Annotated in this window: 20 protein-coding genes, 1 pseudogene and 1 riboswitch; of the genes and pseudogenes, 8 read left to right on the top strand and 13 right to left on the bottom strand. The window is 72.2% G+C overall.

Annotated features, from left to right (window positions below; translation table 11 throughout):
• Window positions 1-117 precede the first annotated feature (117 nt).
• From EV375_RS05800 to thiO, 6 genes are all read right to left on the bottom strand, one after another.
• Window positions 118-993: a deoxyribonuclease IV gene (locus EV375_RS05800; RefSeq protein ID WP_130298490.1), complete on the bottom strand. Its 876-nt coding sequence runs from the start codon at window positions 991-993 to the stop codon at window positions 118-120.
• A gap of 4 nt (window positions 994-997) precedes the next feature.
• Window positions 998-1,768, bottom strand: a complete 771-nt coding sequence (locus tag EV375_RS05795; protein ID WP_130298489.1) for a transglycosylase SLT domain-containing protein — start codon at window positions 1,766-1,768, stop codon at window positions 998-1,000.
• A 454-nt stretch (window positions 1,769-2,222) separates the two neighbouring features.
• On the bottom strand, window positions 2,223-4,256 hold the full coding sequence (gene pknB, locus EV375_RS05790; RefSeq protein WP_130298488.1) for a Stk1 family PASTA domain-containing Ser/Thr kinase: 2,034 nt from the start codon (window positions 4,254-4,256) through the stop codon (window positions 2,223-2,225).
• Window positions 4,257-4,611: 355 nt separating this feature from the next.
• Window positions 4,612-5,481 carry a thiazole synthase gene (locus tag EV375_RS05785; RefSeq protein WP_130298487.1) on the bottom strand — a complete coding sequence of 290 codons (870 nt, stop codon included), beginning with the start codon at window positions 5,479-5,481 and terminating at the stop codon, window positions 4,612-4,614.
• Window positions 5,482-5,486: 5 nt separating this feature from the next.
• On the bottom strand, window positions 5,487-5,717 hold the full coding sequence (gene thiS, locus EV375_RS05780) for a sulfur carrier protein ThiS (protein WP_130298486.1): 231 nt from the start codon (window positions 5,715-5,717) through the stop codon (window positions 5,487-5,489).
• Complete coding sequence (gene thiO, locus EV375_RS05775; RefSeq protein WP_130298485.1) at window positions 5,714-7,021, bottom strand: glycine oxidase ThiO; 1,308 nt, start codon at window positions 7,019-7,021, stop codon at window positions 5,714-5,716. The genes thiS and thiO overlap by 4 nt, the downstream gene beginning before the upstream one ends.
• A riboswitch (TPP riboswitch) is annotated at window positions 7,019-7,128 on the bottom strand. It overlaps the preceding gene by 3 nt.
• Window positions 7,129-7,345: 217 nt before the next feature.
• Here thiO and EV375_RS05770 point away from each other — a divergent pair.
• From EV375_RS05770 to EV375_RS05750, 5 genes and pseudogenes are all read left to right on the top strand, one after another.
• Entirely contained in the window at window positions 7,346-8,536 is a 1,191-nt protein-coding gene (locus tag EV375_RS05770; protein ID WP_130301640.1) for an FAD-dependent oxidoreductase, read from the top strand.
• Between the two features lie 174 nt (window positions 8,537-8,710).
• Entirely contained in the window at window positions 8,711-9,076 is a 366-nt protein-coding gene (locus tag EV375_RS05765) for an Rv2175c family DNA-binding protein (RefSeq protein WP_130298484.1), read from the top strand.
• Between the two features lie 153 nt (window positions 9,077-9,229).
• A complete protein-coding gene (thiE, locus tag EV375_RS05760) occupies window positions 9,230-9,928 on the top strand; it encodes a thiamine phosphate synthase (protein ID WP_130298483.1) in 699 nt (232 codons plus the stop codon).
• A 230-nt stretch (window positions 9,929-10,158) separates the two neighbouring features.
• The gene (metF, locus tag EV375_RS05755; protein WP_130298482.1) at window positions 10,159-11,076 is read left to right on the top strand and encodes a methylenetetrahydrofolate reductase [NAD(P)H]; all 918 of its coding nucleotides are present in this window, start codon (window positions 10,159-10,161) and stop codon (window positions 11,074-11,076) included.
• Window positions 11,077-11,115: 39 nt separating this feature from the next.
• Window positions 11,116-11,412: pseudogene (locus tag EV375_RS05750) on the top strand (hypothetical protein); the annotation flags it as partial.
• Window positions 11,413-12,576: 1,164 nt separating this feature from the next.
• Here EV375_RS05750 and EV375_RS05745 read toward each other — a convergent pair.
• From EV375_RS05745 to EV375_RS05730, 4 genes are all read right to left on the bottom strand, one after another.
• Complete coding sequence (locus EV375_RS05745) at window positions 12,577-14,103, bottom strand: phytoene desaturase family protein (RefSeq protein ID WP_130298481.1); 1,527 nt, start codon at window positions 14,101-14,103, stop codon at window positions 12,577-12,579.
• A gap of 358 nt (window positions 14,104-14,461) precedes the next feature.
• On the bottom strand, window positions 14,462-15,067 hold the full coding sequence (locus EV375_RS05740; protein WP_130298480.1) for a TetR/AcrR family transcriptional regulator: 606 nt from the start codon (window positions 15,065-15,067) through the stop codon (window positions 14,462-14,464).
• Window positions 15,064-17,145: a YhgE/Pip domain-containing protein gene (locus tag EV375_RS05735; RefSeq protein ID WP_130298479.1), complete on the bottom strand. Its 2,082-nt coding sequence runs from the start codon at window positions 17,143-17,145 to the stop codon at window positions 15,064-15,066. Before EV375_RS05735 ends, EV375_RS05740 begins: the two co-directional genes overlap by 4 nt.
• Entirely contained in the window at window positions 17,117-18,052 is a 936-nt protein-coding gene (locus EV375_RS05730; RefSeq protein WP_486588309.1) for an ATP-binding cassette domain-containing protein, read from the bottom strand. Before EV375_RS05730 ends, EV375_RS05735 begins: the two co-directional genes overlap by 29 nt.
• 204 nt (window positions 18,053-18,256) lie before the next feature.
• Here EV375_RS05730 and EV375_RS05725 point away from each other — a divergent pair, with 204 nt between their 5' ends.
• From EV375_RS05725 to EV375_RS05715, 3 genes are all read left to right on the top strand, one after another.
• Window positions 18,257-18,817, top strand: a complete 561-nt coding sequence (locus tag EV375_RS05725; protein ID WP_486588308.1) for an SAV_6107 family HEPN domain-containing protein — start codon at window positions 18,257-18,259, stop codon at window positions 18,815-18,817.
• A gap of 113 nt (window positions 18,818-18,930) precedes the next feature.
• Window positions 18,931-19,692, top strand: coding sequence for a methyltransferase (locus EV375_RS05720; RefSeq protein ID WP_130298477.1), 762 nt, complete (start codon window positions 18,931-18,933; stop codon window positions 19,690-19,692).
• 296 nt (window positions 19,693-19,988) lie between these two features.
• Window positions 19,989-20,411 (top strand): DUF3040 domain-containing protein, encoded by a 423-nt coding sequence (locus tag EV375_RS05715; RefSeq protein WP_130298476.1) that lies wholly within the window; start codon window positions 19,989-19,991, stop codon window positions 20,409-20,411.
• A 380-nt stretch (window positions 20,412-20,791) separates the two neighbouring features.
• On the opposite strand, the gene EV375_RS05710 is transcribed toward EV375_RS05715, so the two are convergent.
• Genes EV375_RS05710 through EV375_RS05700 form a run of 3 tightly spaced genes read right to left on the bottom strand, consistent with a single transcriptional unit; the run spans window position 20,792 to window position 25,757 of the window.
• Complete coding sequence (locus tag EV375_RS05710; RefSeq protein ID WP_130298475.1) at window positions 20,792-23,197, bottom strand: transglutaminase TgpA family protein; 2,406 nt, start codon at window positions 23,195-23,197, stop codon at window positions 20,792-20,794.
• Window positions 23,194-24,726: a DUF58 domain-containing protein gene (locus EV375_RS05705; RefSeq protein ID WP_130298474.1), complete on the bottom strand. Its 1,533-nt coding sequence runs from the start codon at window positions 24,724-24,726 to the stop codon at window positions 23,194-23,196. The genes EV375_RS05710 and EV375_RS05705 overlap by 4 nt, the downstream gene beginning before the upstream one ends.
• The gene (locus tag EV375_RS05700; RefSeq protein ID WP_130298473.1) at window positions 24,726-25,757 is read right to left on the bottom strand and encodes an AAA family ATPase; all 1,032 of its coding nucleotides are present in this window, start codon (window positions 25,755-25,757) and stop codon (window positions 24,726-24,728) included. The genes EV375_RS05705 and EV375_RS05700 overlap by 1 nt, the downstream gene beginning before the upstream one ends.
• Window positions 25,758-25,816 lie beyond the last annotated feature (59 nt).

Genomic DNA, 25,816 nt, shown 5'->3' with positions numbered 1-25,816 from the left:
TGCCCCGGCCGGTCATCCACCGTTTCATCGGCGTCGTGACAAGGAAGACGACGGCGAACGCGTGGGCAGGTGGCGCGTGCCGCCTTCGGTCAGGGAACCCGCCGTCCTGCCGCAGGTTCAGTTTCCCCCTTCCCGCAGCTCCTTCAGCCGTGCAACGTCCGCCGCGTGGCCTTCCTTGCGGCCCGGGGTCTCTATGACGAGCGGTACGCCCTCGGTCGAGGGGTGGGTCATGAGGCCGGCGAACGGGCCCGGACCGATGTGGCCGGAGCCGATGTTCGCGTGGCGGTCCTTGTGGGCACCGGCGACATCCTTGGAGTCGTTGGCGTGGATGAGCCTGAGCCGGCCCGGGCCGGTCACCGACTCCAGCTCGTCCAGTGTCCGCTTCACCCCTCCCGGCGCCGCCAGGTCGTGCCCGGCGGCGAAGACGTGGCAGGTGTCGAGGCAGACGCCGAGCCGGGGGTGATGCCGGAGGACCTCGAAGTACGGCCCGAGGTCCCGCACCCGCGAGCAGAGCGAGAACCCCTGGCCCGCCGTGGGCTCCAGCAGCAGCCACGGGTCGTCCTCGTGCGTCAGCTCCTCCAGCAACGGCAGAAGCAGCCGCCCCACCTGTGCCAGCGCCGTGGTGCTCGTGCGGCCGCCCGTGGCCGAGCCCGTGTGCACCACGACGCCGGAAGCGCCGATCTCGCGCCCTCTGCGGAGCGAATGGCGCAGCGAGGAAACCGAGTTGCGGGCCGTGGCCTCCGTATGGGAGCCGAGATTGATGAGGTAGGGAGCGTGCACGAATACGGGAAGGTTTCTCTCCTCGCACGATGCACGGAATTCTTCGTCCTGTTGCGGGGAGCCGGAGTTCGTCGCCCAGCCGCGTGGATTGGCGACGAAAACCTGAACCGCCTCCGCCCCGATGTCATCTGCGTAGGAAATGCCAGTGGCGGCCAGTCCCCCTGCTACGGGGACGTGGCCGCCAATGGGATTGCGGTGTCGCTCGGTCGTCACACCATCAGTATGCCGAGTTGACGTTGTCCATCGAACCGTACCTGTCCGCCGCGTAGTTGCAGGCGGCCACGATGTTGGCGACCGGGTCGGTGATGTTGGTCGAGGTGCCGTCGACGTGGTAGGCGTCGAAGGTCGGCTGGATGGTCTGGAGCAGACCCTTGGACGGGGTGCCCTTCTGGGCGTTGATGTCCCAGTTGTTCACGGCGTTGGGGTCGCCGCCGGACTCGCGGATGATGTTCCGCTTGATGCCGTCGTACGAGCCGGGAATGTTGTGCTTCGCCATGATGTCGCGGGCCTCGCGGATCCAGCCGTCGAGGTTGTCGGGGTAGGTCTTGGGAGCGGGGCGCTCGGCGGCGCGGGACGCCTTTGCGGCGGCTGCGGCCTCGGCCTTGCGCTCCGCGGCAGCCTTCTTCGCGGCCTTCGCCTTTGCGGCCTTGACCTTCGCGGCCTCCGCGCGGTCGGCGGCGACGGCCTTCTGCTTGGCCACCGCGTCCTTCTGGGCGGCCACGGCCTCCTTGGTGCGCTGGACGTCGGAGTCCAGGGTTCCCTGCTTGGCGGCGCCGAGCTCCACCTTGTGCGTATCGGAGTTCTTCGTACTCTCCGCGGCGGCCGTCGATGCGCTGACCTTCTTGGCGCTGGACTGGCTCTGGTCGCCTGCGTCGGCCGTGCCGGGGAGGACGGTCAGCGCGATCGCTGCCGCTCCCGCGACCGATATACCTGCGGCGGAGTAACGCGCGAACTTGGGGTTGCGGACGTAGCCGGGAATGCTGGGCATTGTGAGCGAACCTTTCAACAATTGCGTGCGTCGCAGAGGCCGGAAAGGCGGTGTACGCCGGGTTCCGAACCCCGGCGCATGCGACCGACGGCAATTGTTAAAGGCTCCGAAAACACAGCCCAAAAGTGTGACGTACTATCCCGGCTCGTTTATCGGGGGAGAGACGCGGTGCCGGGAACGGGGACCGCCGTGTTTCGGAAGGCGGACTGGGGGAAGAGCGGGTCCACTAGGCACCGTCGTAAGTGACATGCGCCCTATGTCCGGTATCACACGCGGGGCGGCTCGTCTGTCTGTGGGTGAGGGCGCGCGTGCGGGGTGTCAGGGCTCCTCGGAGTGTCCGCAGCGGGCGGCGCGAGCGGTATCGGAGGCATCGCAGCGGCGCGGGCGGTGTTGCCGTGACCGCCGCAGGGCCGCGCGGGGGCCGCTCGGCGCAGAGCCGGACGGTCCGGCCTGCTCAGCGCAGCCAGATCGTCACGTTGGAGCCGCGCGGAGCCTCGTCGTCCCCGCCGGGTGACTGGGCGAAGACCTTGTTGCCGACGAAGATCCGGCGTGCGGTGACCTCGAAGCCGGCGTCCTCCAGCTTCTTGCGCGCCTGCTTCTTGCCCAGGCCCTCCACGTCCGGGACGTCGACCAGGTCCTGGCCCTTGGAGATGGTGAGCGTGACGGTGTCGCCCTCGCCGGCCGTGCTGTCCTCGGCGGGCGACTGACGGGCCACGCTGCCCTCGTCCTCGTCGGAGAAGACGCGTTCCGGAGCGATGCGGACCTTCAGGCCCTCCTCGGTGAGCTTCTCCCGGGCCGAGTCCTCGTCGTCGCCGACGACGTCCGGCACGTCGACGGGCGCCCCCTTGGAGACGGCCAGCGCGACGGGAGAGCCCGGCCGGCGCTTGCTGCCCGCCTCCGGGTCGCTGGCGATCACGGAACCCCGCGCCGTGTCCTCGCTGAACTGCCGCTTCACCACGCCGGCCTCGAGGCCGGCGTCCTTGAGCCTGCGCCGGGCGTCGGCGAGCGGCATACCGTCCAGCTCGGGGACCTTCACGATCTCCGGGCCCTTGGAGACGACCAGGGTGACGGTGCCGGTCCTGCGGATGCGGTCGCCCGGGTCCGGGTTGGAGTCGACGACGTGGCCGCGCTCGACGCGCTCGCTGTATTCGTGGGTGACGTTCACGTCGAGGCCGGAGTCGCCGAGGATCTTCCTGGCGTCGGACTCCGTCTTGGCCAGCACCGCCGGTGTCTGCGTGAACTGGCCGGAGTTGATGTACCAGACACCCGTGCCCACCAGCAGCAACAGCATCACCGCCAGCGTCACCAGAAAGCCCCGGCCGCCGGCGCGGCCCCGGGAGCGGCGCCTGGTGCCCCCGTCGTCGCCCGGCGGGACGGTGTAGCGGGCGGTGCGGTCGATGCCGTCCCAGCCGTCGCCGGGGCCGGGATGGTGTCCGTACTCCTGCGATGCCGCGACGTCGCGCGGAAGCACGCTCGTGGGCTCCTCGGTCCCGTCGCCGGGGCCGGCCGCCGAGCGCATGCGGCCCTCGCCGAGGGCGGCGCCGGCCGCGAGTGCCTGGGCGAGCCCGGCCGCCGGGTCGTTCGCCTGCGGCGGGACGGCATCCAGCTCGGACGGCGTGAGACGGGCCCGGACTCCGCGGGCCTCGGCGAGCATGGCGCCCGCGTCCTGGGGGCGTCCGTCCGCTGCCCGGGCCGTGGCCCGTGCCACCAGCATGTCCAGTTCGGGGGCGAGGCCGGGCACGGAGGCCGACGGGGCCGGCATGTCCTCGTGGAGATGCTGGTAGAGCACCTGTGCCGGTGTGCCGCCCGTGCGGGGCTTGCTGCCGGTGAGCATCTCGTAGAGCATCACGCCGCACGCGTAGAGGTCTGTGCGTGTGTCCGCGGTGCCGTGTTCGATCTGCTCCGGGGCGAGGTAGGAGACGGTGCCGAGGATGCTGTCGGTCCCGACGGACGTCTGGCTGTCCACCGCCCGTACGAGGCCGAAGTCGGCGACCTTGACCCGGCCGTCGTCGCCGATCAGTACGTTCTCCGGCTTCATGTCGCGGTGCACCATGCCGGCGTGGTGGGCGGCGCCCAGCGCGGCGAGCATCGGCTCCAGGATGTCGAGGGCGACGCGGGGGCGCAGGGCGCCCCGGTCGCGCAGCACGTCCCGCAGGGTGCACCCGGAGACGTACTCCATCGCCAGGTAGACGTAGGTGCCGTCGGTGCCCTGGTCGTAGACGGCGACCACATTGGGGTGCGCGAGACGGGCGACGGACTTGGCCTCGCGGATGAAGCGCTCGACGAAGGCGCCGTCCGTGGCGAGCGAGGGGTGCATGACCTTCAGCGCCAGCACGCGGTCGAGGCGGGTGTCGACGGCGCGGTAGACCGTCGCCATGCCGCCGACGGCGATGCGTGATTCGACGCGGTACCGGCCGTCCAGCACCTGTCCGACCGGCGGGGACTCCCCGGCGGGGCCGGAGGAGGAGTCCTGAAGGCTCGTATCCATCGACGAAGAGTCTACGAGCCATCACGGCGACGGAAATCCGTGATGCGCCAAGCAGCGGGTGAGGAAACAGGGCAAAAAGGAAGAATCTCCAATTTGTCCCTTTTGGGACTTTCGTCTGAACGGCATCACTGCGGGGGTGCCGAGGGGCGCGGAATTCCTGGCGTCACCCTTGCCCCTTCCGCTCTCCTCGCCGTGCCTTCTTCCTCCCGTGTTTCGCCGGCCACCGGATTCCCCGCGGGACCTTGGTCCTGCGGGACCTTGGCCCTGGAGCCCTGGGGCCCTGGAGGGAGCCCTGGAGGCTCCGGGGCTTCCAGGGCTTCGCGGAACCCCGGGGCTTCGGGGAAGTCCGGCCCGCTCAGCCGAAGGCCGGGCGCTCGGGATCGAGCGCGGCGACGCCCTCCGCCGGGGAGGACGCTTCCGCGAAGTGGCGGCGCGGGATGCGGCCCGCACGTGCGGCCAGGCGGCCGGCCGTGACCGCCTGCCGCATCGCCTCGGCCATCAGCACCGGCTCCTGCGCCCTCGTCACGGCGGAGGCGAGCATCACGGCCTCGCACCCCAACTCCATGGCGAAGGCCACATCGGAGGCCGTCCCGGCACCCGCGTCGAGGATCACGGGCACGCCGGCGCGCTCGGTGATCAGCTGGAAGTTGTGCGGATTGCGGATGCCGAGCCCGGAGCCGATGGGGGAGCCCAGCGGCATGACGGCCGCGCAGCCGGCCTCTTCCAGCTTCCGTGCCAGGACGGGGTCGTCATTGGTGTAGGGCAGCACGGTGAAGCCGTCGTCGACCAACGTCTCGGCAGCGTCGAGGAGTTCGACGGGGTCGGGCAGCAGCGTGCGCTCGTCGGCGATGACTTCGAGCTTCACCCAGTCGGTTCCGAGAGCCTCCCGTGCGAGCCGGGCGGTGAGCACCGCCTCGCCGGCCGTGTAGCAGCCCGCGGTGTTCGGAAGCACGCCGATGCCGTGCTTCTCCAGCAGCGACAGCACCGAGCCCTGGACCGTCGGGTCGAGGCGGCGCATGGCGACCGTCGTCAGCTCGGTCCCCGACGCCACCAACGAGCGTTCCATGACGTCGAGGCTGGGCGCTCCGCCCGTACCCATGATCAGGCGGGAGCCGAAGGTTCGGTCGCCGAGGACGAACGGGTCCGCCGCTGCCGCGGGGGAGTGCGCCGACGGGGACGTGCCCCGCTCCGGGTGCGGCGTCGTGCCGACCGCTGTGCCTGGCATACGGATCAACCTCCTTGGACTGCGGTCAGTACCTCGATGCGGTCGCCCTCGGCCAGCCGCACCCGCGACCACTCGCCCCGGGGCACGACGGTCTCGTTGACGGCCGCGGCGACACCCGAGGGCGCGGATGTGAGGTCCGCCACGAGCTGGTCGAGGGTGGACTCCGAAGGAACGTCGCGGGAGGCGCCGTTCACGGAGACGGTGACGGTCGCGGTGTGCGAGGGGACGCTCGTCATGCTGGACGCTCCTGTGGCTCGCTTGCGGAATCTCTCGAGGGCTCGCCTGCCGAGACGGTCCCTGCGGCCCCCGCGGCCCCCGCGGCGTCGCCGGAGCCGGGGGCGCCGGAGCCGGGGGCGCCGAACCTTGCCGGAGTGAACGCACGGACCTGCTCGGGGAGTTCGCCGGTCGCCAGCAGTTCGCCCATCGCGTCACCGGTGACGGGCGTGAGCAGCACGCCGTTGCGATAGTGGCCGGCGGCCAGGTGGAGCCCCGGCAGCGCGGTGGGCCCGAGCAGCGGCGCGTTGTCGGGGGACGCCGGACGCAGCCCCGCCGAGGTCTCCGTGAGGGGGAGTTCGGTGAGTCCGGGGGTCAGTTCGTGGGCGTCCCGCAGCAGTTCGTACACGCCACCGGCGGTGACCGTCGTGTCCCAGCCCAGCTCCTCGCTCGTCGCGCCGATGACCAGCTCGCCGTTGGCGCGCGGCACGAGGTAGATGTGCCCGCCGCGCACGATCGCCCGGACCGTACGGGAGAGGAAGGGCCCGTACGCGGCTGCGGACGGCATCCGCAGCCGGAGCACCTGGCCCTTGACCGGCCGCACCGGCGGCAGGAGTTCGTGCGGAACCCCTTCCAGACGGGACGCCCACGAGCCCGTCGCCAGCACCGTCTGCCCGGCCCCCGCAACGGTGCCGTCGTCGAGTGTCACGCCCGTTGCGCGGCCGTCCGCGACGGTGAGGCCCACGGCGGCAGCGCGCCGGAAGGCCACGCCCGCACGTTCACAGGCCAGCAGCAAGGCCGTGGCGAGCCGGCGCGGGTCCGTCTGGTGGTCGCCGTCGACGCGCAGCCCGCCGCGTACGGAAGGGGAGAGCATCGGCTCGAGACGGCGGCACTCCCGGCCGGTGAGCCACTGCGAATCGAGCCCGCAACGCCGCTGAAGCGCGTGCAGTTCGCGCAGGTGGGCCCGGTCGTCGGCGTCGAGGGCGACCGCGAGTGTGCCGCAGGAGCGGTAGCCGATCTCCTGGCCGCTCGCCTCCTCCAGCTCCGCCGCGAAAGCCGGATAACGGGCCGCCGAGGCGAGGTTGAGCCCGAGCAGCGACTCCTCGCCGTAGTGCAGCTCGGTGACGGCGGCGAGCATCCCGGCCGCCACCCGGGCGGCGCCGCCGCCCGGTTCGGGGTCGACGACAGTTGTGGAAAGGCCGCGCTGTGCCGACCGCCACGCGGTGACGAGCCCGATGATGCCGCCGCCGACGACGGCCACGTCGGGGTGTGCGGGCGCGCCGGAACCCCGCCCGGCGGCGGTCCCGGGTGTGCTGCTGCGTCGCATGAGGAAGCTGCTTCTCCCTTCGCCGGAATGACCCGGATCAGGTTCGTACGGTCGGAGGCCGCAGCCTCCCTCTCAGCCCGGTGCGCCGGACTCCCGCGTGTGCCTTGTGTGTCCTGTGCGGTCCTGCAGGCTGCCGCCGGCTCGCCGTACGGCCCTTCGCCGGGCCGCCGTGGCTTCGTACCGCCGAACCAGCGTACTGCGCCCCGGCCGTGATGTGACCGGCGGCCGCCGCGGCAGCCAACCGCCGGAGCAGTGCCCGCGCCCTAGGATGACCGGGTGGGCGTGAGTCGGAGCGAGCAGCGGGTCGTTGTCGTGGGTGCGGGCATGGCCGGTGTGCAGACGGCCGTGCAACTGCGCGAGCAGGGCTGGCCCGGCGGCATCAGGCTGATCGGCGGCGAGCCCCATCAGCCGTACGACCGGCCCCCGTTGTCCAAGGCGGTGCTGCTGGGCAAGGCGGACGACTCCGCACTGGACGTCGACTTCGGAGCCCTCGGCGTCGATGTGGAACTGGGCCGGCAGGCGACCGCGTTGAGTCCCGGTGAACGCCTTCTCGAGACGGACGCGGGCACCGTTGCCTACGACCATCTCGTCATCGCCACGGGAGCCGAACCTGTCGCGCTTCCCGGCGGCGAGGGAGCCCCCGGCGTGCACCTGCTGCGGACCCTCGACGACGCCGCACGGCTGCGTACCGTGCTGGCGGCGCGCAGCGAGGTGGTCGTGGTGGGCGCGGGCTGGATCGGCGCCGAGTTCACCACCGCGGCACGCGAGGCGGGCTGCGACGTCACCGTCGTGGAGGCCGGGGGAGCGCCGCTTCCGGGAGCGCTTCCCGCGGAGGTCACGGAGCACATGCGCCCCTGGTACGAGGAGAGCGGCGCGCGCCTGCGTACCGGCACAGCCGTGCGCTCGGTGGAGCGCGGCGGGGTCGTGCTCCAGGACGGCACGCGGCTGCGGGCCGACGCCGTCGTCGTGGGCATCGGCTCGCGTCCCGCGACGGGCTGGCTGGCGGGCTCCGGCATCGAACTCGGCGAGGACGGCGGCGTGCTCGCGGACGAGGGGCTGCGTGCCTCCGCCCCGCACGTGTTCGCGGTCGGCGACTGCGCCTCCTTCCCCTCCGCCCGGTACGGCGAACGCCTGCTCGTGCACCACTGGGACAACGCGCTGCAGGGACCCCGCGTCGTGGCCGCCAACATCACGGCCGGAACGCTGCCGGACGGCGAGGCGGAGGCCGCGCTCTACGACCCGGTTCCCTACTTCTGGTCCGAGCAGTTCGGACGCTTCATCCAGTACGCCGGACACCACACGCCGGAGGACGAACTGGTCTGGCGCGGCGACCCGGACCAGGCCGCCTGGTCGGTGTGCTGGCTGCGCGACGGAACGCTGAACGCGCTGCTCGCGGTCGGCCGGCCCCGCGATCTTGCGCAGGGCAGAAGGCTCATCGGCCGCGGTGCGCCGGTGGACGCGGAACGCGTGGCCGACGCGGCGGTTCCCCTGAAGAAGGCCGTCCCCGGGACCTAGGTGTATTGATCACGGGCGTTGTTGACGCCCGTGATCAATACACCTAGCGACTCACATCACCAGCGGTACGGCGCCCTGCGTTCCCGCGGCGGAGCGGCCCCATAAGAGGGGCTCAGCCGGACTGGTCGCCGCCGCACAGTAGTGACTGTCACAGCGGGATGGCAGGCTGGTGGCGTGACAGAGATTGATGCAAAAACCGATGCTCTCGTCCCTGGCTGGCTCACCCTGCCCGATGTCGCCGAAAAGCTGGACATCCCGGTGACCCGGGCCCGTCAGCTCGTCAAGGAGGGCCAGCTGATCGCGGTCCGCAGAGGGGAGGGGCGGACCTTGCAGGTGCCCGCGGACTTCATCGCCTCGGGCCGCGTCGTGAAGGGCCTCGTCGGCACGATCACGCTCCTCAAGGACGACGGCTTCAGCGACGAGGAAATGCTGGAGTGGCTCTTCACCGAGGACGAGAGCCTGCCCGGCACCCCCGCGCAGGCCCTCCGGGAGAACCGCGGGACAGAGGTGAAGCGGCGCGCCCAGGCACTTGCCGTGTGACATCTCGCACAGCGCAGCTTCCGGCACACCGCATTGCACTGCCCGTACACGGAGTCACACCGCACACATCCGCACATCCGCCGGCGTGCGGGCCCGGCGCAGCGCGCGCCGCTGCGTCCGGCCCGCACGCCCTCGTCCGGGGGGACGTCCCTCATGAGCGCCACCACCGCCCGCGGTCTGCTCGCCGGTGCCCGGCTCTATCTGTGCACCGACGCGCGCAAGGAGCAGGGCGATCTGCCGGAGTTCCTCGACGCGGTCCTGCGCGGAGGCGTCGACATCGTGCAGCTTCGGGACAAGACCATGGAGGCCGCCGAGGAGCTGGAACACCTCGAGGTCTTCGCCGACGCCTGCCGGCGCCACGGAAAGCTGCTCGCCGTCAACGACCGGGCGGACGTCGCGCACGCCGCCGGCTCCGACGTGCTCCACCTCGGCCAGGGTGACCTCCCGGTCCCCGCCGCCCGTGCCGTCCTCGGTGACGACGTCCTCATCGGCCGGTCCACGCATGCCGAGGCGGAGGCCGCGGCAGCGGCGGCCGAGCCAGGGGTGGACTACTTCTGCACCGGCCCCTGCTGGCCGACCCCCACCAAGCCGGGCCGTCACGCCCCGGGCCTCGAACTGGTCAGGTACGCGGCCTCGCTGGGCACTTCGCGTCCCTGGTTCGCGATCGGCGGGATCGACGCCTCCAACCTCGACCAGGTGCTGGACGCCGGCGCGAGGCGCGTCGTGGTCGTCCGCGTCCTCACCGGCGCCGACGATCCCGAGGCCGCCGCGGCACTGCTTGCCCGCCGGCTGCGGGAGCGCGCCGAGCACGACGCGGGTGCCGAGCACGACGGGGCCGGCCCGTCGCGCTGAGCGCCGCCGAAGCGCTGCTCGACGGGGGTACCCGCGGGGGTGCAGGGCGGGACTCCGGCCCGCGCGCGACCGGCGGGGAAATCGCTTTCCCAAGCGCCGCCCGCGCGCTGTTCTCGCTGCTTGACCAGCACGTGCGCAGCCGGAAGAGACGCCCCGACAAGGGCGACGGAAGGGACGTAAGCGCTCTTCACGCCCCGTCGCCCTCTAGCCAAGGCCGATAGCCTGCAACCATGGCCATCGGTATCTCAGCTACCAGGACAGACAGCACCATGACAGTGCGTGACCTCCTCGCGACGGGTCAGCGCTCGTACTCGTTCGAGTTCTTCGCCCCGAAGACGGAGAAGGGCGAGCGCTCGCTGTGGAACGCCCTGCGGCGAATCGAAGCCGTCTCACCGACGTTCGTCTCCGTGACCTACGGCGCCGGAGGCTCCTCGCGAGAGGGGACCGTGCGCAACACCGAGCGGATCGCCACCGAGACGACGCTCACCCCGGTCGCGCACCTGACCGCCGTGAACCACTCCAGGTCGGAGTTGCGCAACGTCATCGGCCAGTACGCGGACGCCGGCATCCGCAACGTGCTCGCGATCCGGGGCGACCCTCCCGGCGACCCGATGGGTGAGTGGGTCAAGCACCCCGAGGGCCTCACCTACGCTTCCGAACTCGTCGAGCTGGTCAAGGAGTCCGGCGACTTCTGCGTCGGTGTCGCCGCTTTCCCGGAGATGCACCCCCGGTCCGACGACTGGGACACCGACGTGCGCCACTTCGTCAACAAGTGCCGTGCCGGGGCCGACTACGCGATCACGCAGATGTTCTTCCGCGTCGAGGACTACTTGCGGCTGCGGGACAGCGTGGCGGCAGCGGGTTGCGAGACACCGATCATCCCGGAGATCATCCCGGTCACCAACGTGAAGCAGATCGAGACGTTCGCACAGCTCAGCAATGCGACGATCCCGGACGAACTGGCAGACCGCCTCCGGTCGGTCGAAGACGATCCCGCGGCGGTACGCTCGGTCGGAATCGAGTACGCGACGGAGATGTGTGCGACGCTGATGGCCGAGGATGTCCCCGGACTCCACTTCATTACGCTCAACAACTCCACGGCAACGTTGGAAATCCATCAGAATCTTGGACTCCACAATCGACCCTGAGCCGAAGTAGCCGGCCGAGGCAGTGAGAAGGGGGCGCACATGGGCTGGACAGTCCTCTACATCGCGTTCGGCATCGTCGCGCTGTGGCTGTTGGGCGAAGTGCTGCTGCAGTACAAGGCGCGGCTGCGCTGGCGCGTGCTGGCCTTCACCGGCTTCCTGGGCGTGGTGGCGGGGGCGCTGATCCCGTCGGTCGTCGTGATCGGCGTCGGGATCGCCGCCTTCGCCACGGGTCAGACCTTCGTGACGCTTTCCTACCGCCGTGGCTTCGTGGCGGGCTGGGCACTCTCCGGAGTGCCCGGCGTCAGCCGCCGCCGCGACGAGGAGGCGGAGCCCGAGGCGCTGCAGGTGCCGCAGTTCGACTCCGCGCCCGAGCCCGTACCCGCCCTGACGGCGTCGGGCGGCTACGGCTCGGACGGGTTCCAGCAGAACGCCGGCGACTCGAACGGCTACGACACGGCCGGTTTCGCCGCCGTGGGCTCGATGAGCGCTCCGAGCGGGTTCAGCAGCGGGAACCGCTACGAGACGGGCGGCTTCCCCGCCGTGGACTCGATGAGCGCCCCGAGCGGATTCGGAGCTTCCAGCGGCAACGGCTACGACAGCCTGAACGGCAACGGCTACGACAGCCTGAACGGCAACGGCTACGACAGCCTGAACGGGAACGGCTACGACAGTCTGAACGGCAACGGCTATGAGACGACCGCCTTCGCGGCGCCCGACGGCCTCGCCGGCCCCGGCCCCAACGGCTTCGAGGCGACCCAGGCGTTCAGCCCGTTCAGCCCGGAGACCGAGGGTTACCAGCCCAACGGGTACCCTGCGCCGAACGGTTACGGGCCGCAGACGACCGGCCAGGAACAGATCCCCGTCTACCAGCCCGGCCCCATGCCGGACGAGACCGGCGAGTTCACATTCGGGGGCTACGACAGCTTCGGCTATCCGGCAGCCGGACAGCAGCCCGGCATATATCAGGACGGCCAGCAGCAGTACGGCGGGTTCTCCGACCCGTACGCCGCCTTCGACGGCAACGGCGCGGGCGCCGCAGGCCCCTCGTACGAGGGTTACAGCGGTTACGACACCTACGGAGGCAACGCCTCCTACGGCGGCGGCGATCCGTACGGCGGCATCGGCGGCATCGGCGGCCTGGGCGACCAGCAGGGGTACGGCCCCCAGCAGTCTCCGTACGGGGTCTCCGACACCTTCGGCGGGGGCGGCGGCTTCGGAGCGGGCGGCGCGGGCGCGGACGCCTACGGGTCCATGTACGGCAACGGCGAGTCCTACGCCGACGGACAGTCCTACTTCCCCCAGCCGCCCACCGGCGGCGCCGGCGCATGGGTGCCGCAGCAGCGCGACCCGAACGAGCAGCAGGGCCAGCAGCAGTACCCGTACCAGAACGGCGACCCGTACGGTTACGGAACCCAGGGCAACGGATACGGCGCCGGCAGCGGCTACTACTACTGACCGGCGGAGCGGCCGCGCCCGGCAGCGGCGGGCCGCGGCGCGGGCTCAGCGCGAGCCGCGCCAGTCGTCACCCTCCACGATCAGTCCGGCGACCAACGCGCCGGACATTCCCGCGTGTGCGGCACCGCCGCCGGGATGCGCCCAGCCTCCGGCGCGGTAAAGCCCGCTCGTGCCCGTCCTGTTGGGCGGCCGCACATCCACGGCGTCCCGCCGGGTACGGGCCCCGCGCGCGAACGGCCCCGCGAGCGCCGGAGCCGGCACCAGGCCGCCCGGAGCCCCCGTCTCCTCCTCGATGTGACGCGGCGTGCGCACCTCGCGCCACAGCACGCGCTCCCCGAGGTCCAGCCCGGCCGCGTCGGCGGCGGCCACCAGCCGGTCCGCGAGACGTGACGCCTTGTTCTGCCCGCCACGCCCGCCGTGCCCGTCCTGCCCGTACAGTCCGTTCTCCTCGCCCGGCTCGCCCGCCTCGCCCGGCTCGACGGCGACAGAGAGCACCGCGGCCTCATGCCCGTCGTCCGGGCGCAGCGCGGGATCGTCGGGACGCAGCACGGTCAGTGGCCGCCCGGGGGCGTCGGCCCGGTGGACCACGGTGCGGTGCGGAGTGCCCGCCGGTCTTGCGCCGCGCAGCGCGAGCAGCACCGTGAGGCGCGACAGGGCCGGCACGTCCTGCGGTGCTCCGTCGCCGGCTGCCCTCCCCGGCACCCGGGAGGCGCCGACGACCACGGCGTCGGCCGGGACGTCCGGCTCTCCGGCCGGCTTCACGCCCACCGCTCTGCCGTCCTCCTCCAGCACCTCCGCCACCTCGCAGCCGAAGCGGAAGTCCACCTTGCGTTCCGTGCACCGCGTGTACAGCGCCTCCGCGAGCGCCCGCATCCCTCCGCGCACGTGCCAGGTGCCGAAGGTGTGCTCCACGTAGGCGAGTACGGCCGCACCCGCTGGTGCCTCTTCCGGGTCCAGGCCGTAGGAGTTGGCGCAGCCCGTCAGCATGGACACCAGCCGCGGATCGCGGAGCTCGTCGGCGGCGGCTTCCGCCAGGGTGGGCGGGCGGCGCCGCAGCAGCCCCTTGCCGCGCAGCGCGGGGTACGGGTCGCGGGCGAGGCTCTCGCGCAGCGCCGGGACGCCGTCCGCGGTCAGCGGCTCCTCGAGGAGCGGCCGCCTGGTGGCGTCCCAGACGGTACGGGCCCGGGCTAGCAGGTCCGTCCAGCGTTCGCCCGCCCCTTTGCCGAAGGCGGCGTCGAGCGCCCCGACGACTCCCGCGCGGGAGCCGGAGGGCAGCGAGACGGCCGTGCCGTCGGGGAATACGTGCCGGATCGCCGGATCGAGCCGCACGAGGCCCACGTGGTCCTCCAGCGCTTCACGGCCGGTCTTCACGAACAGGTCCCGGTAGACGGCCGGCAGATGCAGAAGGCCGGGCCCTGTGTCGAAGCGGAAGCCGTCCCGCTCCCAGGACCGGACTCCGCCGCCGAAGGTCGCCGAGCGCTCGTACACCGTCACCCGGTGCCCCGCCGTCGCCAGCCGCGCGGCGGCCGCCATCGCGCCCAGCCCGGCGCCGATCACCGCAATGCGTGCCATGACGAGGGACTTTAGCGGGACGGCGGACGGCACCTCGCGGCGGGCGGTGCCGCCGGGAGAGCGGGGCGACGCGCCCTGAGCGGTAGCGCCCGGGCTCCGGCCCCCAGTGCTGAGTAGGGCTACCTAGCCCGCCGATTGAGTAGAACAGCGGATGGGCCGGGGACCCGCCGGACGGCAGAGTGATGCGCGTGGCAAGGGAGCACCGGCTCCGGCACCGCCGACACGGGGCGGCGGAACGGAGGCGGCTCCCTTGCAAGGGGGACGCGGGGGCACGGGGCCCCGCGTCCGTAACGGGGGTCGGGGGATACGGGGGAAGGCGTGCGCAGCCCTGGGAACGGGTGGTCGCCGGTTCGGCCGGCTACCGGGGCTGCGCACACCCCCCGACACGTCCCTGGAGCAGCAGCGACAGCGCGCCGTGCACCTCCTCGAGGGAGCGTTCCGGCTGGAACGCCTTCCAGTCCAGAGCGGCGACCAGCACCATGCCGACCAGTGCGGCCGCGGTCAGCGTGATGTCGATGTCGGCGCTCAGCTCGCCCTCCTCCACACCGGCGCGCAGCTCTTCCTCCACGACGGCGACGGCCTGCCTGCGGACCACCAGCAGAGTCGAGTTCCACGCCCTGTTGGTGCGCCACAGCTCCGCGACGTACAGCCGTGTGAAGGCCGGATAGCGGTCGATGAAGACGAGTCCCGCACGGACCATCGCATCGAGCGCGTCGACGTGACCGCCGCCCGCCGACGCGGTCGAGGCGGACGCCTCGCGCAGGTCGCTCGTCAGCAACTCCACGCCGTGCCGCAGCAGTTCCTCGAACAGCTCGCTCTTGCTGGCGAAGTTGTAGTAGACGGTGCCCTTGGCGACGCCGGCCTTCTCGGCGATCTCGTCCACCGTGGTCGCGGAGAATCCCTGCTCGGCGATGAGCGTCACGGCCGCCTGGAACAGCCTCTCGCGGGTGGGAGCGCGGCTCACAGCGCGATCTCCGGGTGCAGCCGGTCGACGGTCCACACCTGCCTGCGGCGGGCCGTGAGGGCCGTCAGCGCGAGAGCCCCGGCCGTGAAGGCGAGCAGCACGAGGCAGGCCCGCCACACCGGCCACGGTTCACCGCCGGTGATGAGGTGACGCAGGCCGTCCACGACGTAACTCATCGGCAGGAACGGGTGGATGGCGTTGAAGAATCCGGGGCTGGTCTCAATCGGGTACGTGCCGCCCGCCGACGTCAGCTGGAGCATCAGCATCGCCAGCACGAGAACGCGGCCGGCCGGGCCGAACCGCGCGCCCAGGAACTGCACGATCGCGGTGAAGCAGAGCGTCACCAGCAGCAGGAAGCCCACCGTGCCCGCACCCCGGGCGAGTTGGAGCCCGAGCCCCCAGTGCAGAACGGCCAGCAGCGCCCCGGCCTGCAGCGCCCCTATCGCGGCGACGGGCAGCCATCCGGCGAGTGCGATGCGTGCGGCGGGCGCACCCGCCGCCAGTGCGCGTCTGTTGAGCGGCTGCAGCAGCATGTAGGCGATCATCGCACCGACCCAGAGGGCGAGCGGGATGAAGTACGGCGCAAACCCCGTCCCGTAGTTGGGTGCCGAGTGCGCGTTTGCGGAGGAGAGCCCGACGGGGTCGGCCATCACGCCCGCACGGTCCTCGCGCTCCTGCTTGCCGTAGTCGGGGATCTTCTTCACGCCGTCGTGCAGTCCGCCCGACAGCTGGGCGGAGCCGTCGGCGAGCTTGTACATCCCGCCGTCGAGCGTGCCCGCACCCTTGCTGAGCTTGCCGACGCCGGCGTCGAGCTCCGCTGCGCCGCTTTCTGCGTCCGCCAGCCCGCTCTTGAGGCGGCCCGCCCCGTCGTGGACCTTGTGCGCGCCCTTGTTGAGCGCGTGGATTTGGGCGACGGCCTTGTCGAGGTCTTCGCCCAGACGGGGGCCGCGATCTGCGAGGGCGTCCGCGTGCTTGCGCAGCTTGTCGAGATTCTCACCGAGACGGGTGAGACTGCCCTGCTTCTTGACGATGTCGTCGACGTCCGCGGCCACATCGGCCGCCGTCTCGGCGGCGTCCCTGGCCTTCTTCAACTGCGCGCAGGAGGTGTCCAGTTCGACGGGCGCTTCGCAGCGCGCCCGGTAAACGGCGGCAAGGGTGTCGGCGGCCTTGCGGGAGTCGGCCTTCGCCCGGTGCGCCGCGCCGGGCAGTTCGCCGAGGTTGTCCTTGAGCGTCTTGCTCGTACGGGCCACGTCACGGGCAGCGGTGCCGATCTCGTCGCCGTGCTCGTCCAGGAACGGGCCCAGCTTGCCGGCAGCCTTGTCGACCTTGTCGCTCAACTGCTGCGTGCCGTCCGCCACCCGCTTCGAGCCCTTCTCCAACTTGCCCGCGCCGGTGTGCAGTTGTGACGTGCCGTCCTTGAGTCTGCCGCTGCCGTGCTCGGCCTCGCCCAGACCGTTCTTCAGTTCCCCGGTCCCCTTCTTGGCGCGGCCGATGCCGTCGCCGAGTTTGTCCGCGCCGTCCGCCGCCTTCGCCGTCCTGTCGTGCAGGGTGGAGAAGGAGACGAAGATCCGGTCGTAGAAGCCGCGGGAGGCCTTGCTGGAGGCCGCCGCGCGCACCTCCGAGAAGACGGTGCGGGAGATCTGCCCGACGACGTAGTTCCCGGCGTCGTTCGTGCGCACCTTCAGGGCACCGGCCCGCGGGTCGTCGCCCGAGCTGGAGGCGATGCGCTCGCTGAAGTCGGAGGGCACGGTCAGTGACAGGTAGTAGCGCCCGTCCTCGACACCCTTGCGGGCGTCTTCGGCGTCGGTCTCGTGCCAGTCGAACGTGCCGCTCTTGTGCAGCCCCTCGGTGACGGAGTCTCCCGCCGCGATCTGCTTGCCGTCGGCCCTCGCCCCTTCGTCCTCGTTGACGAGGGCGACCGGGACCTTGTCGAGACGCCCGTACGGATTCCAGAACGACCACAGGTACAGGGCGCCGTAGAGCAGCGGCAGCAGCAGCATCGCCGCCATCGCCGCCCGGGGCAGTCGGCCCCTCCCGAACCGCTTGAGCTCAAGCGCGGCCAGCCTCGGCGAGCGCATCCGCCGTCTCCTTCTCGCTCGTACCGTCGAACTTCCCCGTACGTGCGGGGTGTTGCCGCTCTCGCCCGGTATCCGTACGGACGACGACCGCGCCCGGGGGAGCCTCGCTGCACACAGCCAGGACCGTGACGCCGGACGCCGCGACCGAACGCAGCAGCGCCCACGCCTCTTCGCGCCCGGGATCCGAGAGCTTGAAGTCGGCGTCGTCCACGGCGAGCAGTCGGGGCGCGCCCAGCAGGGCCAGCGCGACCGACAGCCTCAGAACCTCCAGCCGCTCCAGGTCGCGCACGCGGGTACGAGGCCCCTTGGGCAGCGCCTCCGGGTCGAACCCCGCGAGGGTCAGCGCGGCGTCGACGCGGCCGCGCGCCGCCGCCCGCTCCTTGCGGGGCCGCAGCAGGGAGCGCAGGGAACCGCCGAACCGCCGCTGCAGAAGCACGCGTTCACGAAGGTGTTCGGCGACGGACAGGGACGGTTCGAGGTCGGTGACGCCCGGCACGGCGGCCAGGGCGCTGAACCGGCGTACGGCGGCGAGCTGTTCGGGCAGCCGGCGGCCGCCCACCACGGCGTGTCCCCCGGTTGCCTTCATGCGCCCCGTCAGAGCCAGCAGCAGACACGTGCGGCCCGAGCCCGACGGGCCTTCCAGCGTGACGAGCGAGCCCGGTGCCGCCTCGAAACGGACGCCGGAGAAGACCCGGCCACGCGGGCCGTCGAGCCCGAAGTCCTCGGCGTGGAGGCCGACGCCCTCGACGGGGGCTGACTTCGGCTCCTGGCCCGGGGCCTCGGCCCCCCGTTCCGCCGCGCCACGGTTCGTGCCGGGGCGCCCGTCCGCGCCGCTCGTCCCGGCGCCGGTGGTCATCTCCGTCCCCGGCTCCTCGTTGCCGTGGGAGTCGTGTACCGCGTCGCCCACGGACCCACCTCTCGTTTTGCACTGACTGGTCAGTTCAAAAGTACCTCACGGTGCTGAGGCTCCGCGGGCGGCCCCCGCTTCCATGCCGTCGTCACAGCCGTAGGGGTTTTTGTGCAGGTCGGACGGACTGTCAGTGGTGGGCCTCACGATGGGTACATACGCCGGTCCATTCGGAAGTCGGACGACGACAGGAGGTTGGTTCCCGTGCAGCGACCCTCTCGGGGAACGCCCCCGAACTCCCCGCCGGCCAACGACGTTCATCCCGTCCTGCGCAGGGCGGCCGCCCCGCCCGCCGCCCTCGACCTGCTCGCCCAGGCGCAGCACGGGCTGGACGAGGCCGCGGCCATGGAGACGCCCAACGAGCGGTTCGCGACAGCGCACTTGGCGGCCCTCCGGACCGCTGCCGCCGTGCTCGCGGTGCGCGGGCGCCCCGAGAGCAGCGAGCGCCGCAGGCGGGCCATACGAAGCGCGTGGGAGGTGCTGCCCGAGGCCGCACCCGAACTCACAGAGTGGAGTGTGCTGTTCGCCTCCGGCGCGCCCAAGCGTGCCCGTGCCGAAGCCGGCATACAGGGCGCGGCCAGCTGGCGCGACGCCGACGACCTCGTCCGTGAGACCGGGGTCTTCCTGCGGCTGGTGGAGCGGATGCTGGTCTCGCAGCCCGCGCTGCCGCAGCCGCGCATCGCCGCGTCCGACGAGGGCCTCGTCGCCGCCCGGCTGAGCCCGCCGGGCGCGGAGGAGGACCAGCGCCGGCCCCGCGCGGGGTGACGGCGCGATGCGGCAGACAGCGGCCCCCGATGGCCCGGGACAGCGGGAAACACCGTGGCTGCGAAGGCAATAGGGTGGTGGCTGCACGCCCCTGAGCCGCCGAGGAGCACGCCATGTCCCGCCCCAGCACATCCCGCCGTACCGCCGTGGTCTGGGAGGTACTGCGAGGAGCTCTCGACCAGCGGGTCAAGGCGAGCGGCAAGGAGTCCCTCGAAGTCCTCGACACCGGAGGCGGGACGGGCAACTTCGCGGTGCCGGTCGCGGAGCTGGGCCACAGCGTCACCGTCGTGGACCCGAGCCCCAACGCACTGTTCGGGCTCGAACGCCGCGCCGCCGAGGCCGGAGTGGAGGGCAGGGTCAGCGGAGTGCAGGGCGATGCGCACGGCCTCTTCGACGTCGTGGGGCGGGGCGGCTACGACGTGGTGCTCTGCCACGGCGTCCTGGAGTACATGGACGATCCGGCCGAGGGGCTGGGCAACGTCGTCGCGGCGTTGCGCCCCGAGGGCGGCACACTCAGCCTCCTCGCCGCCGGTCTGGGCGGCGCCGTGATGGGACGTGCCCTCGCGGGCCACTTCACCGAAGCCCGGCAGGCGTTGACGGGCCGGGACGGGCGCTGGGGCGAGAGCGACCCGATGCCCCGCCGGTTCACGCCCGAGCAGCTGACCGCCCTCGTCGACGCCACGGGGCTGTCCGTCACAGCGCTGCAGGGCATCCGCGTCTTCGCCGACCTCGTGCCCGGGGCGCTCGTCGACACGGAACCGGACGCCGAGGCGGCCCTGGTGCGGCTGGAGAGCGCCGCCTCCGAACTGCCCGCCTTCCAGGCGGTCGCGAGTCAGCTGCATGTCCTGGCCGAGGCGCGGTACCACGACGGGTGACCCGGCGGGCGCCGGGCCCGGCGGGGGTGACCCGGCCGGAGTGACCGATCAGTACCCCGGTGGCCGTTAGCTCACCCGATCAGCTGTTGACCGCCGTATGATCGGGGCACACCGTTCGGCATGGTGGAAAGGCGGTGCGGGAATGCACGGATTGAACGGTCCCGCGCCGGCACCCGTCATCTCGGTCCTGGTGGGAGGTAATGGCGCAGAGGGGCGGGTTTCACGGGGGCGATTCCCTGCCTATCCTTGGATGGTCGCACCCGGTCGCCCCCGCGACCGACGAGTAGGAGGACTCCGTGCCGCTCTCTGAGCACGAGCAGCGCATGCTCGAGCAGATGGAGCGAGCGTTGTACGCCGAAGATCCCAAGTTCGCGACAGCGCTCGAGGGAAGTGAGCTGCGCAGGTACACCCGCAAGCGGGTCTACCAGGCCGTCGCAGGCTTTCTGGTGGGCATCGCCCTGCTCATGGCCGGAATGGTCGCGCAGCAGATCTGGATCAGCGTCGTGGGTTTCCTCGTCATGCTCGGGTGCGCCGTCCTCGCGGTCACCGGCTGGCGCAAGGCCCCCAAGAGCGGCGAGCAGCAACAGAGGCCGGGAAGCGCGCAGCAGGGCGGCAGCGGAGGCGGCTCGGCGTCCACGCGACGCCAGTCACGCTCCCGCCGGTCGATGATGAACCGCATCGAGGAGCGGTGGCAGCGCCGCCGCGACGAGGGCCAGTAGCCGGAGCACAAACGCCTGTGCGGCGTCCTCCCGCTGAACAGCGTCACTGCGGGGCTGCCTCCCTTCCGGAATCCGGAGGAGCAGCCCCACAGTCATGCCGGGGCCGGGGCCGGGGCCGGAGCCGTGCGCAGGGCCCCCTGCCGGTCGCGTCGCCTCCGGGACCTGCCGGCCCCTCCTGAGGACCGGTCCGGGCCGCCCGTCCCGGCCGCCCGTGAGGGCCGGCCGCCGACGCCACCGGCGAGGAGGACGGCCACTGACGGGCACCGGGGCGGCCGGGCTCCGAGCCGGCCGTGCTCCGGCTCCCTGGCCGGCTCGCACGCGACCGCTCCCGTCACGGCGGCGGAATCCGCCCGTCTCCCACCGTGACGCCCCTCGCGGCGCTACTTCGCGAAGCGGACCCGCAGCGCGCCCAGCCACCTGTCCCGGACCGCCGTAGCGGCCCGGGTCACCGTCCACATCACCCGGATGGACGAGGGCGGCAGCAGGAGTGCACGGAGCCGCAGGCTGCGAGGTGCCGCGTCCCGGAGGGCAGCCCGAACCAGCAGCACGTCCGCCCGCACACCGGACCCCGGCCGCGGCCGCGGCGCGTACAGCACCTGCTCGACCTCCAGGGCCACCCGGAACGCCGCCTCCGCCGCGTCCGGCCCCAGATCGCCGATCCGCACGATGCGCTCGGCCGCCTTGCGCGGCGTGGCCGACTCTTCGGGCACCACCCCGTAGTCCCAGCCGCTGTCGACGAGCTCGCGCCAGGCACCGAGCACGACGGCGCCGTCCGCGCCCTTGCCCGGCAGCGGCGGGCCGGCCCGGTCGCCGAGCCGTCTCGATCTCGTACGCACCCGCCACAGCATCGGCAGCATCAGCAGCCCCAGCCCCAGCAGCGACGCCGCTGTGACGCCCGCGACGGTGCCCAACGGGAAGCCGCCGTCGCCGTTCCCGCCGTCCGGGGTCGGTGCGGTCTGGCCGCACTGCGGGTCCAGCCGCTTCGCGTTCGCGTCGCAGCTTTCCGACTCGGAGGGCACGGGGGACGGCTCGGCGCTCTGCCCCCGGTCGGGAAGCTGCTCCGCGGGGTTCTCGCGGGGGTCGGGAGTCTCCGGCTGCGCATAGGGAGGCGGGGTGCCCCGTGTCGGCGTCGGCTCGAACCTCGTCCAGCCGACGCCCTCGAAGTACAGCTCCGGCCAGGCGTGCGCGTCCTTGAGGCCCACGTTCATCCGCCCCTCGGCGTCCGCGGTGCCAGGGGTGAAGCCGACCGCCACCCGCGCCGGGATGTCCAGCGTGCGCGCCATGGCCGCCATCGTGAACGCGAAGTGGACGCAGAAACCCTCCTTCTGCTCAAGGAAGTTGCCGATCGCCGCGGAGCCGCTGCCGGCACGTACACGGGTGTCGTAGGTGAAACCGCCGTCGGACGCGAACCAGTCCTGAAGGCGCACCGCCCGCTCGTAGTCGCTGGACGCCTTGCCCGTGACCTGGCGGGCGGTCCGCTCCACGACACCCGGCAGCGAATCGGGCACCTTCGTGTACTCCTCGGTGACCGCGGGCGCCGGCTCCGGCGCCCGGCGCAGCTGACGCGGCGTCGGCTCCACCAGCAGGCTCTCCACCTGGTAGCGCTCGCCCCGTGTGGTCTGCCCACGGTCCCCGACCAGGGTGCGGCCCTCCGGCTCGAAGCGCCAACGGCCTTCCAGGCGCACGCGGTTGGCCGGGTACGGCATCGGAAGCCAGTTCTGCGAGTACCAGGGGGCCGCAACGACGTTGCTGCGGACCTTTTCCGTCCGCACGTCCGGTGAGAGCCCCGGCGGCGCGGGCAGCGGGTCCGGCACGGCGTCTATGCGACGCTCCGACGGCTTCCACGAAGAGCCGTCGAACCGGTCCAGGGCGACGATCCGCAGATACATCTCCTCGGTGCTCCGGGTGCTGGTGGTGTAGCTCAGAGCGGTGCGGTCCTCCGCCTGGTTGAGGCTGTCCTGCAGCGCCACCAGCGGGTTGACCGCCGAGACGGTGCCGCCGTTCTGGCCCAGGCCGCCCCTGCCGTTGCGTGCCGCGTCCAGCAGGCCGCTGCCCAGCGACGGCATCACCGCGGGCACCACCAGGGCGAGACCGAGCGTCAGCGCGCCGATCCGCCGCCCGGTGCGTACCGGAGCGGTCGCGGGACCCTCGACGCCGCCGGGTTCGTAGGCGGGGGAGCCGGGCCGTCCGCGGTCGGTGAAGACGCGCCCCCACTGCGAGAGCCGTTCGCGGCCCTCGGCGAGGAGAAGCAGCAGATAGCCTCCGGCCGCGCACAGGAACCACGGCCAGCCGGCGCCGTCCCGTGCCAGCCCGGCCGCCACGGAGTAGAGCGCCAGCAGTGGGAGCCCGGCGGGCGCAGCACTGCGGAACGTCACCGCCAGCGCGTCGACCAGCAGACCGATCAGCAGGACGCCGCCCACCAGCATGAGCCGTATGCCGTCGGTCACCGGTGCCGGTATGGCGTACCGGCCCACGTCGTGCCCGCCTTGGGCCAGCAGCTGCCCGAACTCCGCGAAGGCGGCGGGCCCCGGCAGCAGCCCGGCGAACGCCTCGTCGCGTACGAAGAAGAAGGTCAGCAGCAGGAGCGAGACCAGCGCCTGCACCGCCGGGGTCAGCGGACGCGCCAGCGGCACCCGGCGGGCCAGGGCGCCCACCAGCGTCTGCACTCCGAGCAGCAGCGCCGCCTGGAGCAGCCACGTCGCCGGTTCCACCAGCGGCAGCAGTGCGAAGGCCGCGGCCAGCGTGGCCAGCGCGGCGCACAGAGCGAGCCGTCCCCGTCCGCTCATGGCTGCACACTCCCCAAGGTCGCGTCGTCCGCTTCCTGCCACAGCTCCGGCATGGCCAGACCGGGACCGCCGCGCAGCGCCGTCCATCCCGCTTCGCGCAGCGCGTGCAGAGACTCCTCGTCCGCGTCCGCCGTGGGCGGCGGCACCGTCACGGTCGTCCGCGCTCCGGCCGGCATGCCCTCGTCCCCGGGGCCGTGGCCGTGCGGAGGGGCGCCGCTCTCCGGCGCCGACTCACGCTCGTACTGCGGCACTTGCTTCTCGTCGGTGCCGTCCGGCGAGCTCGCGGCGCAGAAGGCCACCGCCTTGTTCGTACGCTGACGCATGCGCGCCACAGTGGCAGCCTGCTCCTCGTCGAGCTCGCCGAGGAACGCGACGAGCAGCCCCTCCTGCCCGCCCGCCGCTCCACGCAGCATGTCGTAGGCGTACGACATCCCCTCCTGGTCGGACTGTTCGAGGAGAGCGAGGGTGTCCAGCAGCAGCCCGGCGGTGTCGGAGGAGTCCCCGGCGAAGCCGACGCCTTCGGGCCCCGGCACCATCGTCCCCGTGTCCGTCAGCAGCCGGACCGCGTAGCCGCGCTCTAGGAGATGCAGGCACACCGAGGCCGCGCCCGCGACGGCCCACTCGAAGGGGGAGTCCGGGCCCGAACCGGCGTACGCGCCGCGGCGGGTGTCCAGCAGCACCGTGCACCGCGCCTTCTGCGGCTGCTCCTCGCGGCGCACCATCAGCTCGCCGTAGCGGGCGGTCGAGCGCCAGTGGACGCGGCGCAGGTCGTCGCCGTGCCGGTAGCCGCGCGGGATCACGTCGTCCTCGCCGGCGAGCGAGAGCGAGCGGTGCCGTCCGTCGCCGTAACCGGTGGCGTCGCCGGTGAGGCGGACCGGGGGGAGCGCCACGGTCCGCGGCACCACCATGAGGGTGTCGTACGTGCTGAAGGAGCGCGTCAGTTCGCACATCCCGAACGGGTCGGTCAGGCGCAGCTGAAGCGGCCCCAGCGGATAGCTGCCGCGCATCTCGGAACGGACCCGGTACGAGACCTCGCGCTGGCCGCCCGGCTCGACCCGGTCCAGGACGAACCGGGGCCGGGGCCCGAGCACGTACGGCACCCGGTCCTCCAGCATCAGCAGTCCCGTCGGGAGCCGCGAGACGTTGTCCATCCGCAGGTGCACGCGCGCTTCCGAGCGGACCGTGACCCGCGCCGGGGAGAGCCTGCGGGAGCCGGCCACCCGGTAGCGCGTGCGGTACAGAACCAGCACGCACACCAGCGGCAGCGCCGCCAGCAGCATCCCCACCCGCAGCAGATCCGCCTGGCCGAGCACGTACGCACAGACCGCCGCGGCCATGCCCGCCGCCAGGAACGACCGTCCGCGGGTGGTGAGCCCTCCGAGTGCCGTGCGCAGCGGGCCGCGCTGCTTCCCGTCCCGCGCGCCGCCGTCCTCCTGCTCGCGGCGGTCCGCCTTGCCGCCGCCTCCGGAGGCCTTGCCGAAGGCCGCCCGTCCCGCGGACCCCCCGCGCGGCGCGGGGCTGCCGGACATCAGTAACCCCGCGGCGGCTGCTGTCCGTAACCGTCCGGGCGGGGCGGAACGCCCGCGGCACCCGGAGCCGCCGTCGGGACGGGCACGCGCTGAATGATCTCCGTGACCACTTGTTCGGCTGTCCGTCTGCTCAGCTGCGCCTGGGAGGTGGGCAGAAGGCGGTGCGCCAGCACGGGCACCGCCAGCGACTGCACGTCGTCCGGCAGTACGAAGTCACGGCCCGCCAGCGCGGCCGCGGCCCGCGACGCACGCAGCAGGTGCAGCGTCGCACGGGGCGACGCGCCCAGCCGGAGCTCCGGATGCGAACGCGTCGCCGAGACCAGCTCCACCGCGTAGCGCCGTACCTGCTCGGCGATGTGCACGCCGCGCACGGCGTCGATGAGCTTGCCGATCTCGTGCGCGTGCGCCACCGGCTGGAGATCCTCCAGGGGCGACGCACCGCTGTGCACGTCGATCATCTCCAGCTCCGCCGCCGGGCTGGGGTAGCCGATGGACACCCGCACCATGAAGCGGTCCCGCTGCGCCTCGGGCAGCGGGTAGGTGCCTTCCATCTCGACGGGGTTCTGGGTCGCCACGACCATGAACGGCGACGGCAGTTCGTACGTCTGGCCGTCGATCGTCACATGGCGCTCCTCCATCGACTCCAGCAGCGCCGACTGGGTCTTGGGGGAGGCCCGGTTGATCTCGTCACCGATCACGATCTGCGCGAAGACCGCGCCCGGCTTGAACTCGAAGTCCTGTCGCTGCTGGTCGTAGATGCTCACCCCGGTGATGTCCGAGGGCAGCAGGTCCGGCGTGAACTGGATGCGCCGCACCGAGCAGTCGACGGACCGGGCGAGGGCCTTGGCCAGCATGGTCTTGCCCACGCCCGGCACGTCCTCGATCAGGAGGTGCCCCTCGGCGAGCAGCACGGTCAGTGACAGCCGCACGACCTCGGGCTTCCCCTCGATCACCGACTCCATCGAGCGGCGCACCCGGTCCGCCGTGCTGCTCAGATCGCTGAGATCCGCTCGCTCGTCAAAGGTCGTCACCCGGCCCTCCTCGGCCCGTCGCCCCGTATCCCGCTCTGCTCATCTGGTGCCTGTACACG

This window comes from Streptomyces sp. CNZ301, from assembly GCF_004217425.1.
Note: the sequence above shows the minus strand (reverse complement) of the source record. Positions and strands in the feature narration are given on the sequence as shown.

Excerpts from the sequence above, each read along its gene's own strand:
- EV375_RS05745 (WP_130298481.1), bottom strand. The coding sequence starts at position 14,103 with ATGGCACGCATTGCGGTGATCGGCGCCGGGCTGGGCGCGATGGCGGCC.
- metF (WP_130298482.1), top strand. The coding sequence starts at position 10,159 with ATGGCCATCGGTATCTCAGCTACCAGGACAGACAGCACCATGACAGTG.
- EV375_RS05710 (WP_130298475.1), bottom strand. The coding sequence starts at position 23,197 with ATGAGCGGACGGGGACGGCTCGCTCTGTGCGCCGCGCTGGCCACGCTG.
- thiO (WP_130298485.1), bottom strand. The coding sequence starts at position 7,021 with ATGCGACGCAGCAGCACACCCGGGACCGCCGCCGGGCGGGGTTCCGGC.
- EV375_RS05705 (WP_130298474.1), bottom strand. The coding sequence starts at position 24,726 with ATGTCCGGCAGCCCCGCGCCGCGCGGGGGGTCCGCGGGACGGGCGGCC.
- EV375_RS05785 (WP_130298487.1), bottom strand. The coding sequence starts at position 5,481 with ATGCCAGGCACAGCGGTCGGCACGACGCCGCACCCGGAGCGGGGCACG.
- EV375_RS05720 (WP_130298477.1), top strand. The coding sequence starts at position 18,931 with ATGTCCCGCCCCAGCACATCCCGCCGTACCGCCGTGGTCTGGGAGGTA.
- EV375_RS05735 (WP_130298479.1), bottom strand. The coding sequence starts at position 17,145 with ATGCGCTCGCCGAGGCTGGCCGCGCTTGAGCTCAAGCGGTTCGGGAGG.
- thiS (WP_130298486.1), bottom strand. The coding sequence starts at position 5,717 with ATGACGAGCGTCCCCTCGCACACCGCGACCGTCACCGTCTCCGTGAAC.
- EV375_RS05770 (WP_130301640.1), top strand. The coding sequence starts at position 7,346 with ATGGCCGGTGTGCAGACGGCCGTGCAACTGCGCGAGCAGGGCTGGCCC.
- pknB (WP_130298488.1), bottom strand. The coding sequence starts at position 4,256 with ATGGATACGAGCCTTCAGGACTCCTCCTCCGGCCCCGCCGGGGAGTCC.
- EV375_RS05795 (WP_130298489.1), bottom strand. The coding sequence starts at position 1,768 with ATGCCCAGCATTCCCGGCTACGTCCGCAACCCCAAGTTCGCGCGTTAC.
- thiE (WP_130298483.1), top strand. The coding sequence starts at position 9,230 with ATGAGCGCCACCACCGCCCGCGGTCTGCTCGCCGGTGCCCGGCTCTAT.